The organism is Cellulophaga tyrosinoxydans (assembly GCF_900176415.1).
Classification (GTDB): Bacteria; Bacteroidota; Bacteroidia; order Flavobacteriales; family Flavobacteriaceae; genus Cellulophaga; species Cellulophaga tyrosinoxydans.
Genome location: NZ_FWXO01000002.1, coordinates 221,769 through 237,565, shown reverse-complemented (window position 1 = coordinate 237,565; position 15,797 = coordinate 221,769). Strand labels below are relative to the sequence as shown.

Annotated in this window: 13 protein-coding genes; 5 read left to right on the top strand and 8 right to left on the bottom strand. The window is 32.8% G+C overall.

Annotation, left to right across the window (positions count from 1 at the left end):
* Positions 1–95: 95 nt before the first annotated feature.
* Positions 96–941: a DUF2911 domain-containing protein gene (locus tag B8963_RS08055; protein ID WP_084061005.1), complete on the top strand. Its 846-nt coding sequence runs from the start codon at positions 96–98 to the stop codon at positions 939–941.
* A 55-nt stretch (positions 942–996) separates the two neighbouring features.
* Here the strand turns inward: B8963_RS08055 and B8963_RS08050 are convergent, their stop codons facing one another.
* From B8963_RS08050 to B8963_RS08020, 7 genes are all read right to left on the bottom strand, one after another.
* On the bottom strand, positions 997–2,736 hold the full coding sequence (locus tag B8963_RS08050; protein ID WP_084061004.1) for a sodium:solute symporter family protein: 1,740 nt from the start codon (positions 2,734–2,736) through the stop codon (positions 997–999).
* 105 nt (positions 2,737–2,841) lie between these two features.
* Positions 2,842–5,373, bottom strand: a complete 2,532-nt coding sequence (locus B8963_RS08045; protein WP_084061003.1) for a PIG-L family deacetylase — start codon at positions 5,371–5,373, stop codon at positions 2,842–2,844.
* Positions 5,374–5,456: 83 nt separating this feature from the next.
* Entirely contained in the window at positions 5,457–6,008 is a 552-nt protein-coding gene (locus B8963_RS08040; RefSeq protein WP_084061002.1) for a mechanosensitive ion channel domain-containing protein, read from the bottom strand.
* Between the two features lie 3 nt (positions 6,009–6,011).
* Positions 6,012–6,980, bottom strand: a complete 969-nt coding sequence (locus B8963_RS08035) for a septum formation inhibitor Maf (protein ID WP_084061001.1) — start codon at positions 6,978–6,980, stop codon at positions 6,012–6,014.
* 37 nt (positions 6,981–7,017) lie between these two features.
* Positions 7,018–7,605 carry a Maf family nucleotide pyrophosphatase gene (locus B8963_RS08030; protein ID WP_084061000.1) on the bottom strand — a complete coding sequence of 196 codons (588 nt, stop codon included), beginning with the start codon at positions 7,603–7,605 and terminating at the stop codon, positions 7,018–7,020.
* A gap of 2 nt (positions 7,606–7,607) precedes the next feature.
* The gene (locus B8963_RS08025; protein WP_084060999.1) at positions 7,608–8,135 is read right to left on the bottom strand and encodes a KdsC family phosphatase; all 528 of its coding nucleotides are present in this window, start codon (positions 8,133–8,135) and stop codon (positions 7,608–7,610) included.
* On the bottom strand, positions 8,119–8,883 hold the full coding sequence (locus tag B8963_RS08020) for a Rossmann-like and DUF2520 domain-containing protein (RefSeq protein WP_084060998.1): 765 nt from the start codon (positions 8,881–8,883) through the stop codon (positions 8,119–8,121). Before B8963_RS08020 ends, B8963_RS08025 begins: the two co-directional genes overlap by 17 nt.
* 230 nt (positions 8,884–9,113) lie before the next feature.
* Here B8963_RS08020 and ccsA point away from each other — a divergent pair, with 230 nt between their 5' ends.
* From ccsA to bshB1, 3 genes are read left to right on the top strand one after another with little or no spacing between them, the layout of a single operon-like run.
* Positions 9,114–12,293 (top strand): cytochrome c biogenesis protein, encoded by a 3,180-nt coding sequence (ccsA, locus tag B8963_RS08015; protein ID WP_084060997.1) that lies wholly within the window; start codon positions 9,114–9,116, stop codon positions 12,291–12,293.
* A gap of 59 nt (positions 12,294–12,352) precedes the next feature.
* The gene (locus tag B8963_RS08010) at positions 12,353–13,507 is read left to right on the top strand and encodes a trans-sulfuration enzyme family protein (RefSeq protein WP_084060996.1); all 1,155 of its coding nucleotides are present in this window, start codon (positions 12,353–12,355) and stop codon (positions 13,505–13,507) included.
* A gap of 48 nt (positions 13,508–13,555) precedes the next feature.
* On the top strand, positions 13,556–14,278 hold the full coding sequence (gene bshB1, locus B8963_RS08005; RefSeq protein WP_084060995.1) for a bacillithiol biosynthesis deacetylase BshB1: 723 nt from the start codon (positions 13,556–13,558) through the stop codon (positions 14,276–14,278).
* A gap of 29 nt (positions 14,279–14,307) precedes the next feature.
* Here the strand turns inward: bshB1 and B8963_RS08000 are convergent, their stop codons facing one another.
* The gene (locus B8963_RS08000; protein ID WP_084060994.1) at positions 14,308–15,021 is read right to left on the bottom strand and encodes a hypothetical protein; all 714 of its coding nucleotides are present in this window, start codon (positions 15,019–15,021) and stop codon (positions 14,308–14,310) included.
* Positions 15,022–15,245: 224 nt separating this feature from the next.
* Here B8963_RS08000 and B8963_RS07995 point away from each other — a divergent pair, with 224 nt between their 5' ends.
* Entirely contained in the window at positions 15,246–15,797 is a 552-nt protein-coding gene (locus B8963_RS07995) for a fasciclin domain-containing protein (protein ID WP_084060993.1), read from the top strand.

Genomic DNA, 15,797 nt, shown 5'->3' with positions numbered 1-15,797 from the left:
AACACCACTTCATGAAGAGCTCCTTATTTAAGGAATTATTAACAGAAGCAGCATAGCTTTTTAATTAGCTTTGTTAAAACAAATAACTCACTATTATGAAAAAAACAGCAATTTTATTTTTAGCATTTTGCGCTTCAATTTCAATGAATGCTCAGATTGTTACGCCACAAGCTAGTCCGTCTGCAAAAGTTACTCAAGTAGTTGGGTTAACAGATGTTTCGCTTGATTACTCGCGCCCAGCGATGCGTGGAAGAACAATTTTTGGGGATTTAGTACCATTTAACAAATTATGGAGAACTGGAGCAAATAAGAACTCTATTATTACATTTAGCACCGATGTAAAGGTTGGAGGTAAAGATCTTAAAGCAGGTTCTTATGCAATATTTACAACACCAGGCGAGAGTGTTTGGGAAATTAATTTTTACAGTGATACAGAAAACTGGGGAACACCGCAAAATTGGGATGCTAGTAAAGTAGCCGCAATTGTAAAGGCAAATCCTTCTAAACTAGGTGAAAAAGTTGAGTCTTTTACCATCGCCATTTCAAATATAACTGCAGATGGTGCACATTTAGAAATATCATGGGATAATACTAAAGTGGCTATCCCTTTTGAAGTACCAACAGATGCTGCGGTTACCGCATCTATTTCTAAAGTTATGGCTGGCCCAGGTTCGGATGATTATTATGCAGCAGCAGTATATTATTTAAATTCTGGTAAAGATATTAATAAGGCAAAAGAATGGATTGATAAAGCAATAACCATGTCTGAGAAACCAGCATATTGGCAGTTAAGACAACAGTCACTTATATATGCTAAAGCAGGTGATAAAAAAGGTGCAATTACAGTAGCTAAAAAGTCATTAGCAGGTGCAGAAGCAGCAGGTAATGCAGATTATGTTAAAATGAACAAAGATTCTTTAAAAGAATGGGGAGGAATGTAATTTAGATTTCAACTTATAAAAAAAAAGCTCCATAAATTTTTTTATGGAGCTTTTTTTATGATTCCACACTTGGTGATTTAAGCATGTTATCGAATGCCTGTAATAGCATAGTGATGGTTATTACTAAAACACAACCAATAAGATTTAATAATAAGTAACTAATCTTTTCTTCACCATCAGGTAAACTATAGATGAATAAATAATAGGTAGCAAATACTAATAGTTGTGTAATAATTGCACCAATAAATACAGCATTACCTTTTACAAATTTAAAGAAGAACGCTAATAAGAAAATGCCTAATACATTGCCGTAGAATATAGAACCAATAATATTTACTAACTGGATTAAATTATCGAATAAATTGGTAACACAAGCAATTCCTATGGCAACTATACCCCATAATAAGGTAAACCACTTGGATACAGATACATAAAATTCTTGAGGCTTTTCGTTATTCTTATCTGTGTGTCTTTTAAAAATATCTAAAGCAGTAATGGTACCGAGTGCATTTAATTCGGAAGCAGTGGAGGACATTGCTGCAGATAAGATTACCGCTAATAAAAGCCCAATGAGACCCTTTGGTAAATAGTTTAAAATAAAATGAATAAAAACATAATCTTTATCATTAGTTTCAATACTACTATCTGCTTGTTTAATAACCGCCTTAGCTGCAAGTCGGTTTTTTTTATCTTTATCATTTACATCTATAATATGTTGCTTGGCATCAATCGTAGCGTCATATTCTTTAATATCTAAAGCGGTTGAATATTTGTCTTGCGCAATTTTTTTCTCAATCGCTAATTCATCATGTGCTTTTTCGAGTAGCAAATAATCCTCTGCATAGTTAGAATTTAATACCGCAGAAGTGGCCGCTGGATTAAAATTTAATGGAGAAGGATTGTACTGGTAAAAGACAAATACTAAAACACCCACTAGGAGTATAAAAAACTGCATTGGAATTTTAAAAATTCCGTTAAAAATAAGTCCTAATTGACTTTCTCTTACCGATTTTCCAGATAAATAGCGCTGAACTTGACTTTGGTCTGTTCCAAAATAGGCTAAGAATAGAAAAAGGCCGCCAGTAATTCCATTCCAAAATGTATAACGCGTAGAGGTGTCAAAACTAAAATCAAGAATGTCTAATTTACCGCTTGCTCCAGCTATTTTTAATGCTTTACTAAATGTGATGTCTGTTGGTAGGTATCCTAAAATAAAAAAGAAAGCCGCAAACATACCCAACATAATGATGAACATTTGTTGTTTTTGTGTTACGTTAACTGCTTTTGTACCTCCTGATACGGTGTAAATAGTAACTATGGTGCCAATAATTATATTTAAAGTAAGCAAATCCCAACCGAGTACTGCAGATAAAATAATTGAAGGGGCGTAAATAGTAATACCAGCCGCTAGGCCTCGTTGAATTAAAAATAAAATTGCAGCTAGAGTTCTAGTTTTAACATCAAAACGAGATTCTAAAAATTCATATGCTGTATAAACTTTTAATTTATGATAGAGTGGAACAAAAACAATACAAATGATTACCATAGCGAGTGGCAATCCAAAATAGAATTGAACAAATCCCATTCCGTCGTGAAAAGCCTGACCAGGTGTAGAAAGAAATGTAATAGCACTGGCTTGTGTCGCCATGACCGATAGCCCAACAGTAGTCCAATTGGCTTCGTTACCACCTAAAACATAATCATTAACATTTTTACTGCCTTTGGTTTTCCAAACGCCGTAGCCAACAATAAAAGCCAAGGTACTTATTAAAATGCTCCAATCTAGTAATGCCATCCTATCTATTTCCTGTCATTATAAAATAAAAAACAATCACATAAATAATATTTAGAATAAGCACTAAAGAATACTCTTTCTTCCAAATAAACTTCTCGTTCATTATTAATTTTTTAATTTTTTATCGATATCAATTTTATCTTTTCCTATAGACAACATATTAGCAAATAGCTTGTATGCTCCGGTTACTCCCGCTGGTAGCTCTCTAAAAAAACTTAGTCCTGTGTAAATATAGTTTCCTTTACCGTATGAAGCTACTAATAAACTTCCAGTTTTAGAACTTTCTCCTTCATCATTCATTCCTAAGATAGGCGTAAACTCTTTAGACCAATCGTTTGGAAAGTATAAACCACGTTCTTGAATCCAACCATCAAAATCTTTTGAGCTTATCTTGTTCGGATAATTTAGTACGGAATGATTTTTTGCTAAAAAGCTTACTTCGGCATTCTCATCAGTAACTCTGTCATTCGAAAGAGTTAAAGGGTATGGGGCTATTGTTTCAAATTGTTTATCCCATCTGCCAGCCGTATTGTACTGCACAATAAGTGTACCTCCATTTTTAACGTAATCTAAAAGATTTTTTTGTTTGAATTTAAGTTCGGAAACGACATTATAAGCACGTATGCCCATTACAATAGCATCATATTTTTGCAATTCGTTAGGAGTAATTGATAATGGATCGATCTTATGAACGGTATAGCCAATTTGTTCTAAGCTTTCTGGAACATTATCGCCCGCGCCAACTATATAGCCAATATACTGTCCTGCTTTTTTTATGTTTAGGCGTACAACCTTCGTTTCCGACGGCATTAAAACGGACTGTTTAGGAATATGATCATATGTTATGGTGGTCAATTCTTTTGAAATTTCTTGCCCATCAATTTTTACAATTGGCGAAATAAAACTTTCTTCCTCTATAGCTGGAGGTGTAAGTGTGAACAATAGTGTTTGTTCATCCCCTTTTTTTGAGATTTCAAAAGATTTGATTTCGACATCAACTTTCCAACCTTTAGAGAAACACAATTGTACTTCGCCTTTTGCATTATCTTTATTAGCCTTTACAGTTACAGGTATTTGTTTGGAGTTACCGTTGGAAAATATTAAAACTTTATCTTTTATACTCGCTGTTGCTTGTGGTAAAACTTCAAAAGGTTGATATAATTCACCTTTATCGGGTTTAGAATACCTGTAAATAACTGGTTTTTTTATCTGAATTAACTGTCCATTAATTTCTAAATTAAAATAAACGTTGTACGCACTAGGAGTTTCTGGTTTTCCAATTAAATTTTGATCATTAATAGTATACGTACCTAAAGTGCTTTTCTCAATTAACCAGTACGGACTTGTATAAGAGGCGGTATTTGGTATTTTTAAATCTAGTGAAAAATTGAATTTTTTATTATTGGATAGCTGGATGATGGAATCTTTTTCTGCCTTTGGAGTATAGGAAACAGATTGTAAAGATATACTAGCATCACTTCTATTCAAGGCTTCGATATTAACTTTGATGTTAGCTCCTGGAATTGCTGTTTCATCGGCCGCAGATGCTTCTAAATACAAACCAGTTACGGCTTCGATAATATGTAATAATTCTTGACTTTTTAAGCTTTTCCAGTCTTCGTCATTACTTTTTTGTAATAAATCATAAGCTTTTAAAAGTTCCGGTAAATGGGTGGCAGGATTTATAAAATTAAAATTATTTTCAATCTTGTAGAGAATATCTCCAATAGCTTTACCGCCATTAATTCTGCTCCATGTAGTATTAATACCTTCAAAAATATCATCTTTATTTTTGGGTAAATCTCCTTTTAAGAGTTCAATATATTCTGTTTCTGAACCTCTACTGGTAAGTCTACCAAACCCTTGACATAAATGTTGACTACTAGCTAAAGATGCTATTTCATTATTAGAAAGACCAAGATTGGGGTAATACACTCCTGTATCAACACTTAATAAATTGGTTTTATCCGCATTATCAAAGTTTTCTTGACTTCCATAAAACCACCATGAAGTATTAAAAAATAGTCGTTTTGGTTGCCAAGTGGTAGTAGTCTTTAACTGTTCTGGATAACTATTTGCATTGCCTGCTAAATCAAAGGCTTCAACACTAAGCATTGCCGATGAAGTATGATGGCCGTGAGTAGAACCTGGCGATCTATGATCAAATCTGTTGATAATTACATCGGGTTTGTAATTTCTAATAATCCAGATTACATCACTCAAAACAAGATCCTTATCCCATATTTTCAAGGTTTCATTTGGGTGTTTTGAAAATCCGAAATCTTTTGCTCGTGTAAAAAATTGCTTTCCACCATCAATTCTTCTAGCAGCTAAAAGTTCTTGAGTTCTTAAAACGCCCAATAATTCTGATAATTCCGGTCCAATTAAATTTTGGCCACCATCGCCTCTAGTTAACGATAGATAAGCCGTTTCTGCTTTTATATTGTTAGATAAATAGGAAATCATCCTAGTATTTTCATCATCAGGATGTGCGGCTATATACAAGGCCTTGCCAAGAAAGTTTAATTTTTGTAATGAAAGATATATGTCTGATGAACTGCTTTTTTTTGGAGCTTGTGAAATACAAATATTAGTTACAAGAAAGGTAACTAGAAACAACCTGAAGAATAGGCGCATAATTTTTAATTTAGTTGGTACTCAAATATAGAAAGATATATAGCTAGCACGCAATTTTTAGAACTTCTTTAACAAAGTTTATGCTATAATTCTTGTGTTTCATCATTATACATTTGTACAAGAGAAACCCCTTTTTGCAAAACTAAACTATTTGGATAAGTTAATATTTCTCCATTGCTTCTTCTTAAATGTAAGTGAAATGCACGGATATCTTCGATAACATAGGTTTCATCACCATTGTAATCTGTTTTATTAATTTCTTTATCAAAAATGCGTATGGTATTACCTATTTTAAAAGGATAAGAAAAGAATATAATTACACCTGCTGTAATATTACTTAAAATTGACCATTGTGCAAATAATGCTACGCCAATTACAGCGAAAATAGAAGCTAAAAGCGCCCCTAAATCTTTAAAATTAACACTCCATATTAGGGTTAATATGGCAATAGTGATAATGGTTAAAGCTATAGAAATATACTTTATAATTAAATTGGTTCTTACTTTATTAAAATCACCAATTTTACCAACTTTACGAACCGCTTTTGTAAAAATAAATTTTAAAACGAGTATAACGCCAAAGGTTATTAGTGATCTAAATAACTCCTCTTGGTGATTTATAAAAAATGTCTTCATGAATTATATTCCTAAACTATCACGCAAAAATAGGTCACTATTTTTATTTTGTTGCCAATATGGTGTTATAATTGTTTTAATTTTTACCGCTGTGGATGTCATTAATTTTGCCTCTGAACCAAATCCGCTTTTAGATGTTTCAGTCCAGCCAATAATGCTATGAGGAAAGGTGGTGGTAAAATCTATTTCTAGCTTTCTTTCTAATTCTGGATAACTAATAGTATAGGTGCTAATAGTATCATTTTTTACGTTTAGTGAAGTAACAGCAGCATATGCTTTAAACTCCTTGTGGCTTAATCTTATAAATTCAAATGAAGGAATAATTTTTAAATTTCCTGTGGGTAAAACTTCAGGATTAATCCGGATTTTATTCCATATTTCATCTTCTAAAGTAGTTTTATCTAATGAAAAATCTTGATCCCCTTCGCTTTCAAAATAGGAATGCGACGTAATTTCATAATTATTTTTATTATTTAATTGTGCATACACCTGTCCACACCATTCCTGGGCGGAAAATGAAACCTTAAGCGCATGCGAATCTTCATTAACAGGTAAAAAGCTGCTAGTCATAATAGTATATGGATAAATACCCGTTAAGTAGTTTTTTGTGCTATTGAGCTTTAATACAGGAATATTTGTAGGTCGATTTTCATCAGCTTTTACTTGTTTTTCTGCGGCAAAAGGTTCGGTTACAAATATTAAAACTGAAGATCCTTCTCTAAGTTCACCATATCTTGCTTGGTTTAATTTATAAGAAGTTATTTCAGCTTTTCCAGAATACCAATAATTTTTAAACTCGGTAGAATGTTTTATCTTCTCCTTTGCAGTTATATTTGTACTTGTCTCGGTTGATGAAGTTGTATCAGCGATTTCTGTACTGACCTCAGATTTTACTTTTCGACATGCTTCCAAAGAACTTATAAGTATCGCAAATAGTACAATAGCTAGTTCAAACCTGATCCATTTTTTCATTGTCTTTTGTTTTAGCCTAAAATTTACCGAAATAAGTTTAGCTTGCCAAGTCCATTAACATTTTATGAACAAGATTGGTTGGTAAACCTACAACGTTGGTATAAGAGCCTTTGATTTCTTCAATTCCGATTAAACCAATCCATTCCTGAATACCATAACCACCCGCTTTATCAAACGGTTTAAAAGTATTTATGTAATACCAAATTTCTTCGTCGGTCAACAATTTAAATTTTACTAGGGTAGTGCTGTTTAATGTTTGTTGTGAGGTATTTGTAGTAAAACAAACCGAAGTAATCACTTCATGCCAATCATTAGATAGTGTATGTAGCATATTATATGCATCATTCTTATCCAGTGGTTTTGCTAAGGATTTGTTTTTATGCCAAACAACCGTGTCGGAAGTTATAACAACATCGTTTTCTTGCAAGGTGTTTTTAAATTTTGAGGCTTTTAAAACCGCTAGATAATCAGAGATTTCTTTTCCTTTTAAATTTTCTGGATATACCTCTTCTACAGATCGGACATCGATAGAAACATCAATATTTAAATCTTTAAAAAACTGTTTTCTTCTGGGAGAGCCAGAGGCTAAAATTATATTTAATTTATTCAATTTGCTAGTCCACATAGCTATGCGTTTTGGGCATCAAAATTACCATACCAATCACCTCTAACTTTTAAAACTTGCTCAATAACATCACGTACGCAACCATTACCGCCACTTTTATGCGAAATGTATTTGCTTACTCCTTTGACTTCTTGAGTAGCGTCTTGAGGACAAGTGGCTAAACCCACTAATAGCATTGGCGGAATATCGGGCAGATCATCACCCATATAAAGTACCTGCTCCGGTTTTATATTATTGGTGGATAAATATTCTTTTAAAGGTGTTTCTTTTTGATGGGCTCCTAAATAAATATCAGCAACACCTAAGGCTTTTAAACGCTCGCGAACTCCTTCGTTAGTGCCTCCAGAAATTATACACACATTATACCCTTTGGTCAATGCCGTTTTTAAAGCGTATCCATCTTTAACATCCATGGTACGTAACATTTCTCCTGTGGTGGTAATCAATAATTTACCATCAGTAAAAACCCCATCTACATCAAAAACAAATGTGGTAATATTTTTAAGGTATTCTTTATAACTCTTTTCCATATTTTTTTTGAATAGATTCGCTTATAAGTTTATAAATATTTTTTTGCTCTTTTGTGGTTAACTGGTCTAAATGTCTTTGCATGGTTTCTACATCATTGCGCCTTGCAGGTCCAGTTTGCGCTTGTAATGGTGTAATATCATTTATTTTTTCTGCAGTTTCTGTAATTAACGGCTTTAAAATATGGAATGGAACTTTGTGCTCTTCGCAAATTTCATTACCCAAGGTGTACATATAATTGCTAAAATTATTAACAAAAACGGCTGCTAAATGTAGATGTTTACGCTGTTCAGAAGAAACTTCATGTACATGATTAGAGATGGTTTCTGCCAGGAAATAAAGGGTCTTTAAATCTTTTTTTTGTGTAGCTTCAATACAAATAGGAATAGCTCTAAAATTTACCAATTTGCTTTTTGTAAATGTTTGCAACGGATAAAAGATGCCTTTATTTTGATGCGGCTTTAAAATAGACATGGCGACACTGCCAGAGGTATGCACGACAAGTCCTTTTTGATTTTTTAATTTTTCAGAAACCTCGGCTATGGCATCATCGCTCACTGCAATAATATAAATATCTGCAATTTCAATAGTATTTGAAATTAGTGAAGTTTTTGTTTTGTTAGCAAAATAAGCCAATGAATCCTCACTTCTCCCAACAACCTGTAAAACATTAAGTGTGTCGTAGGATAAAAATGTATTGAATAAATGTGTTGCAACATTTCCAGTACCTATAATTACAATTGATAGCATATTCAAAAGTACAAATTTTAGAAAAAAAGGAATGAATTATTACACCTCTTGCATAGATATTTCTAAATATAAAAGATAGGCGATTAATAATGAATGTGTTTGGTTTGGAAGTCATTTTAAATTATAAGAAATAATTAACATCTTTAGTTTGTCTTTTTAAGCTGCTAAGGTTTTTTTTGGTTTTAAAAGACCGTACTTTTGCATACCAAAATTCTAATGGTTTATTTTCCATGAAAGCACTTCTAAAAAAGTTTTTTTTCTCCACCCGATTAATGTCCGTTTTGTTTATTGTTTTTGCCACTGCAATGGCCTTTGGTACATTTATAGAAAGTTGGTATAGTACAGATACAGCACGCATTTGGATCTATAACACCATTTGGTTTGAAGCAATCATGGTATTTTTTGTTATCAATTTTATTGGTAACATGTTTAGATATCAATTATTTAGAAAAGAGAAATGGGCCGTTTTGCTACTACATCTTTCATGGATCTTAATTATACTAGGTGCTTTTGTAACAAGATATATTAGTTATGAGGGAATGATGCCTATTCGTGAAGGTAAAACAGAACGCGTTTTTTATTCAGATAAAACCTTCATAAGCGCCAATATAGATGGATTAATTGACGGTAAAAAGCTAAGAAAGCCATTAGAAGATGATATTATCGTAACTCCGGAGGGAATAAAATCTTCATTACCTTGGAGAAACAACTTTAATGGTCAAGATTTTAAAATTTCATTTGTAGAATTTATAAAAGGGGCTGAGGAAGGACTAATACCAGATGAAAGTGGTAATGAATATTTAAAAATTGTAGAGGCTGGTGATGGTCAAAGACATGATCATTATTTAGAAAACGGTAAAGTTGCTAGTATTCATAATGTATTATTTGCTTTAAATAATGCTACCGATGGTGCCATTAATATATTCACCAATGATAGCACCTATCAAATAAAATCTCCTTTTGAAGGCGATTTTATGCGCATGGCAGATCAATTTAAGGGAACATTAGTAAAGGATAGTTTACAAACCCTTCAATTGCGATCGCTTTATAGTACTGCAGGAATGCAATTTGTAATTCCAGAACCCGTGATTAAAGGCTCATACGGAATAGTAAAAGTACCTGCTGCAGAAATTAATGAAAACACTAGAGACGCAATCGTAGTAGAAATAGAAACAAACGGAGAAAAAGTTCAGCAAAAATTATTAGGAGGTAAAGGAGATGCGGAGTATTCTGATATTATTACTGTGGGTGGATTGGAATTTTCATTGCGTTATGGTTCAAAAGTATACGAATTACCTTTTGGTATTAAGTTGAATGATTTTATTGCAGAAAAGTACCCAGGTACGGAACGTGGTTTTTCTTCTTTTATGAGTAAAGTAACGGTAGAAGATGAACGCCCTTTTGATTATGATATTTATATGAATCATGTTTTGGATCATAAAGGATATCGATTTTTTCAGGCCAATTTTGATCCTGATGAAAAAGGCACCGGGCTCTCTGTAAATCATGATTTTTGGGGTACTTGGATTACCTATATAGGATATTTTTTACTGTATATTGGTCTTATGGGAATCATGTTTTATGGAAAAACACGCTTTAAAGATTTAACGGCTTCGTTAAGGAAACTGAATGCCAAAAAAGTGACAACAACTATTGTTCTATTCTTTACAGTAATTTTAGGTGTAAATGCACAAAATGAGCATTCCGAAAATGACGGACATGAACATAAGGCAGCACCAACAGTCCAGCAGATAGATTCAATGTTGCAAAGCACAGTAGTATCTAAGGAGCATGCTGAAAATTTTGGAAAACTGGTAATTCAAGATGATGGTGGGCGTATGAAACCTATAAATACGTACTCTTCAGAATTATTAAGAAAACTTAGCTTTAAGGATAAATATAATGATCTAAATTCTGATCAAGTGTTGTTGTCAATGATGCTGAATCCGGCTATTTGGTACAATACAGAATTTATCGCACTAGATAAAAAAGGAGTTAATGATAGTATCCGAAAAATTATAGATATCCCTAGCGATCAACGCTATGTTAAGGCTACTGATTTTTTTGATGCTAATGGTCAAACTAAATTTGAGCCTTTTTTAGATGATGCATTTAATACTACAAACCCTAATAAATTCCAAACAGATATAAAAGATACATATTTGCGTTTGGGTTTACTGAATAGAGCATTAGGAGGCGATATTATTAAAATATTTCCATTACTGGAAGATGAAAATAATAAATGGATTTCTGCTGTGGAATATCGTTCAGGTAAATATCAGGTTAATGATTCGCTTTACGGTAATTTTATTACGAACGCGGTTCCGTTTTATCTAATTACATTAAAAAAAGCAATTAAATCTGGAGATTACTCGCAAGCGGATAAATTATTAGAAGCTTTTAAGCAAAATCAAAAAAATCATGGGACAGAAGTACTGCCGTCAGACAAAAAAATAAATGCAGAGGTTTTTTATAATAAAGCAGACATTTTTAATAAGCTTTACAGATATTATGCATTGACTGGTTTAGTAATGTTCTTTCTACTAATTTTTCAAATTTTGAAAGACAGAAAAGGTTTGAGAATTGGTATAAATGTGTTTAAAGTAATTATTTGGGCTTTATTTATTTTACATACAGCGGGTTTAATTTTACGATGGTATATATCGGGGCATGCACCATGGAGTGATGCTTATGAAAGTATATTATATGTATCATGGGCAACCATGGGTATTGGTTTGGCATTTAGTACTCGCAGTAATTTAACTATAGCATCTACAGCTTTTGTTGCTGCAATGTTATTATGGGTTGCACACGGTAACTGGATAGATCCAGCAGTAGCTAATTTACAGCCGGTATTAGATAGTTATTGGTTAATGATACATGTAGCTGTAATTGTTGGTAGTTATGGACCGCTAACTGTGGGAATGATTCTTGGAGTGGTCGGTTTAGTGTTGATATTAATGACGAATAATAAAAACAAAAAACGAATAGAATACAACCTAAAAGAAATTACAATAGTTAACGAGATTGTTTTGACAACAGGTTTGGTTATGTTAACCATCGGAAACTTTCTAGGTGGACAATGGGCTAATGAAAGTTGGGGTCGTTATTGGGGTTGGGATCCTAAAGAAACTTGGGCTTTAGTATCCATTATGGTATATGCATTTGTAATACATATGCGCTTAGTTCCTGGTTTGCGCAGTAGATGGCTATTTAACTTTATGAGTGTAGTTGCTTTTGCAAGTATCATGATGACTTACTTTGGGGTAAATTTTTACCTAGCTGGCCTTCATAGTTATGCTAGTGGTGCACAAGTTATTACACCAGCATTTGTGTGGTATACTGTTTTAGGAGTTTTGATTTTGGGTGTGCTGAGCTTTTGGAAATATAAAAAGCATTATTCAAAATAATAATACTTCCAATTTTGTATTTTAGACTGCCAAAGTAATACTTAATTTAAACAACAATTATGGGGAATAAAAAACAAGGTATAAATACGATTTGTACTCATTTTGGAGAACTGAAAGATGAACAATTTAAGGGAGCTATTTCACCTTTATACATGAGTACGTCTTATGCTTTTGAAGATGTTGAAGTAAAACGTTATCCTAGGTATTTTAATACACCCAATCAGGTTGCTTTGTCCGAGAAAATTGCAGCTTTAGAACATGCGGAAGCAGCTATGATATTTGGTAGCGGAATGGCAGCTGTAAGTACAGCATTATTAGCTTTCTTAAAGTCCGGTGATCATGTTGTTTTGCAGAAAACATTATATGGTGGCACCTATAATTTAGTCGTTGAGGAATTTGAAAAATTTGGAATTAGCTATTCATTTACTGACGGACTTTCATCTAATGATTTTGAGGCTAAAATTCAAGAAAATACAAAGGTGCTATACATTGAGACACCTTCAAACCCTTTACTGACTATTACAGATTTAGCTGCGGTAAGTAAACTCGCTAAAAAGCATGGTTTGGTTTCTATGATTGATAACACTTTTGCTAGTCCAGTGAACCAAAATCCAATCGATTTTGGAATAGATGTTGTTATTCATAGTGCGACAAAATATATGGGTGGACATTCAGATATTTTGGCCGGTGCTGTAGCTTCAACAAAAGAAAATATGGAACGCGTGTTTCATTTGGCTAAAAATTTAGGCGGAAGTCTTAGCGATTATACTGTTTGGTTATTAGAGCGAAGTATAAAAACAATGGGAATCCGCGTAAAAGCGCAAAATGAGAATGCTCAAATAATGGCTGAGTATTTATATAATAGTAAAGATATTCAGGCGGTGTACTATCCAGGATTACCAAGTCACCCAGATCATGAATTGGCAAAATCTCAAATGAAAGGCTTTGGTGGTATGCTCTCTTTTGAACTTAATTCAACTATTGATGCATCTCTATTTCAGAAGGAACTAAAATTAATAAAATCTTCTATGAGCTTGGCGGGAGTAGAAAGTACCTTGCTATCACCAACGAAAACTTCGCATGCCTTACTAAGTCCTGAAGAACGTGCAAATCAAAATATAGCAGACGGATTAATTCGGTTTTCAGTAGGAATTGAAGAAGCAGAAGATTTAATTGCTGATATAGAACAAGCAATTACAAAAGTTAAAAACTAAAGCCTGTAGGCATTAAAAATTAGAGTACGCACCCATAATACAAAATACATGAAATTAGATATTCTAGCTTTTGGAGCACACCCTGATGATGTAGAACTAGGTTCTGGTGCTACTATAGCCAAAGAAGTGGCCAACGGAAAAAAAGTTGGTATTGTAGATTTAACTAGGGGAGAGTTGGGTACAAGAGGAAGTGCAGAAATAAGAGATGTAGAAGCTGCTGCTGCGGCTAAAATATTAGGTGTAGTTGCACGTGAAAATTTAGAATTTGCTGATGGTTTTTTTGTAAATGATAAAGAACACCAGTTGGCTATAATTAGAATGATTAGAAAATATAGACCTGAAATTGTATTGTGCAATGCTATAGATGATAGGCATATAGATCATGGCAAAGGAAGCAAATTGGTTAGTGATGCTTGTTTTTTAAGTGGTCTAATAAAAATTTATACAAAACTAGATGGTGATGATCAATGGCAAAATCCATGGAGGCCCAAAATAGTATACCATTATATTCAATGGAAAAATATTGAGCCCGATGTTGTTGTTGACGTAACCGGCTATATAGATAAAAAAACAGAAGCCATTATGGCTTATAGCTCTCAGTTCTACGATCCAAAAAGTAAAGAGCCTGAAACACCTATAAGCAGCAAAAACTTTACAGATAGTGTAAATTATAGAGCTAGGGATTTAGGCAGATTAATTGGAGTAGAATACGGAGAAGGTTTCACCACCGAACGCTTTCCTGCAGTTAATAATTTAACTGATTTAATTTAATAGTACTCAAATTTAGCCGACTAGGTGCTTTAAATAAATTTATTATTCCAAATACTTGGATTAAAATTTTTACGCATAGCTATTCCATAATATAAGGTTATTGATGCTATAATTTTAAATATAAAAAATCCTAATATCCAAGTTTCTACCGATGAACCAGTATTGGAAAATAACCCTTTTGGGATTAAAAAGGTGCCAATATAACTCAGGGCTACTATTAAAATTAATAAATTAATGATGTTTTTAAATGGCAGCATTAAAGCTTTACGTAAAGGATGTAAATCTGTACCCCATTTATGAACAAGATAATAATAGTCATTTCCCATTGCCGCGAATAATAAAGGATCATCTTTATCTTCTAGCTTAAATAATTTTGAAGGTGCTATGATCTTATAATTCTTAAGCTTGATGTCGTGTTGTTTTTCAAGATTATTAATTTTTGTGATAGCCTCTTCCGGTATTTGACCTTTAAAATACTTGGTGTCTAAAAATCGAAGCCTATAATCAATACAAATCTTTTTGATTTGCTCAATATGGTAAATCTTATCCGCATCTAAATAATCAAAATTAAAAGTATTGTACTCTTGTCGTGTATCAACGGTTTTACTGTTGAGAATACTCTTCCTTAATTCTTGATTTTTTTTAATGATTTGATAAAATTCACCAATAAGATCTGGACTCTTATGGGCTTTAACGCGTTCTTTTTTGAGTTCTTTTTCTAGATTAATCTTTTCTAATAACATAGCAAGTTTTATTGAGATTACTTCAAATTTACAAAATACTTAAATACTCTTTTCAGAGGTCCTGTTAAATTAATATGTTAAATAAATGTTAATTTCTATGAAATGCATATAATCAACTATGAACGACACAATATATGATGTATATTGTCGAGCATATGATTCATTTTATCGATAAAATGTATCATCCCCAAAACTAAGAACAATACTTAAAGGCACGCATACGCATGAACTACTTAAAATTCCCCCTAGTGTTGCTATTTTCGCTTAGCATTTGTAGTGTTATAGCTCAAAATTCTGCGGATAATAAACAAATGGATCCTGAAAAGTCTATTTACAAAAATGCTAAAGATTCTGGTAATCATGATCTTTTATTGGCTGCTGTAAAAGCATCAGATTTAGATTTAATTCTTGATAATGATGGACCTTTTACTGTTTTTGCTCCAAGCGATATAAACTTTGACAATTCTACTAAGAAAAAAGTGATAGAACTTGTTCGTGTAAAAAACAAAAAAGAATTACAAACACTTTTAGGTTATCATATTGTTGCTGGAAAACTTACGGCTTCTAAAATATTGAAAGCTCTTTGTAGTGGAAAAGGCCAAGCTACATTCACAACAATTTCTGGTGATATATTAACTGCTTCTATGAGCGGTTTAGATATTGTATTAACAGATAAATTTGGTCATAAATCTGTAATTACAAAAGCCGATGCAAATCAATGTAATGGTGTTTTCCATGTAATTGATAGTGTTGACCATAAGCTAAGTAAAGTATAG

What these genes read in the sequence shown, in the direction of transcription:
- B8963_RS08055 (WP_084061005.1), top strand. Translation starts at nt 96, where the DNA reads ATGAAAAAAACAGCAATTTTATTTTTAGCATTTTGCGCTTCAATTTCA.
- B8963_RS08050 (WP_084061004.1), bottom strand. Translation starts at nt 2,736, where the DNA reads ATGGCATTACTAGATTGGAGCATTTTAATAAGTACCTTGGCTTTTATT.
- B8963_RS08045 (WP_084061003.1), bottom strand. Translation starts at nt 5,373, where the DNA reads ATGCGCCTATTCTTCAGGTTGTTTCTAGTTACCTTTCTTGTAACTAAT.
- B8963_RS08040 (WP_084061002.1), bottom strand. Translation starts at nt 6,008, where the DNA reads ATGAAGACATTTTTTATAAATCACCAAGAGGAGTTATTTAGATCACTA.
- B8963_RS08035 (WP_084061001.1), bottom strand. Translation starts at nt 6,980, where the DNA reads ATGAAAAAATGGATCAGGTTTGAACTAGCTATTGTACTATTTGCGATA.
- B8963_RS08030 (WP_084061000.1), bottom strand. Translation starts at nt 7,605, where the DNA reads ATGTGGACTAGCAAATTGAATAAATTAAATATAATTTTAGCCTCTGGC.
- B8963_RS08025 (WP_084060999.1), bottom strand. Translation starts at nt 8,135, where the DNA reads ATGGAAAAGAGTTATAAAGAATACCTTAAAAATATTACCACATTTGTT.
- B8963_RS08020 (WP_084060998.1), bottom strand. Translation starts at nt 8,883, where the DNA reads ATGCTATCAATTGTAATTATAGGTACTGGAAATGTTGCAACACATTTA.
- ccsA (WP_084060997.1), top strand. Translation starts at nt 9,114, where the DNA reads ATGAAAGCACTTCTAAAAAAGTTTTTTTTCTCCACCCGATTAATGTCC.
- B8963_RS08010 (WP_084060996.1), top strand. Translation starts at nt 12,353, where the DNA reads ATGGGGAATAAAAAACAAGGTATAAATACGATTTGTACTCATTTTGGA.
- bshB1 (WP_084060995.1), top strand. Translation starts at nt 13,556, where the DNA reads ATGAAATTAGATATTCTAGCTTTTGGAGCACACCCTGATGATGTAGAA.
- B8963_RS08000 (WP_084060994.1), bottom strand. Translation starts at nt 15,021, where the DNA reads ATGTTATTAGAAAAGATTAATCTAGAAAAAGAACTCAAAAAAGAACGC.
- B8963_RS07995 (WP_084060993.1), top strand. Translation starts at nt 15,246, where the DNA reads ATGAACTACTTAAAATTCCCCCTAGTGTTGCTATTTTCGCTTAGCATT.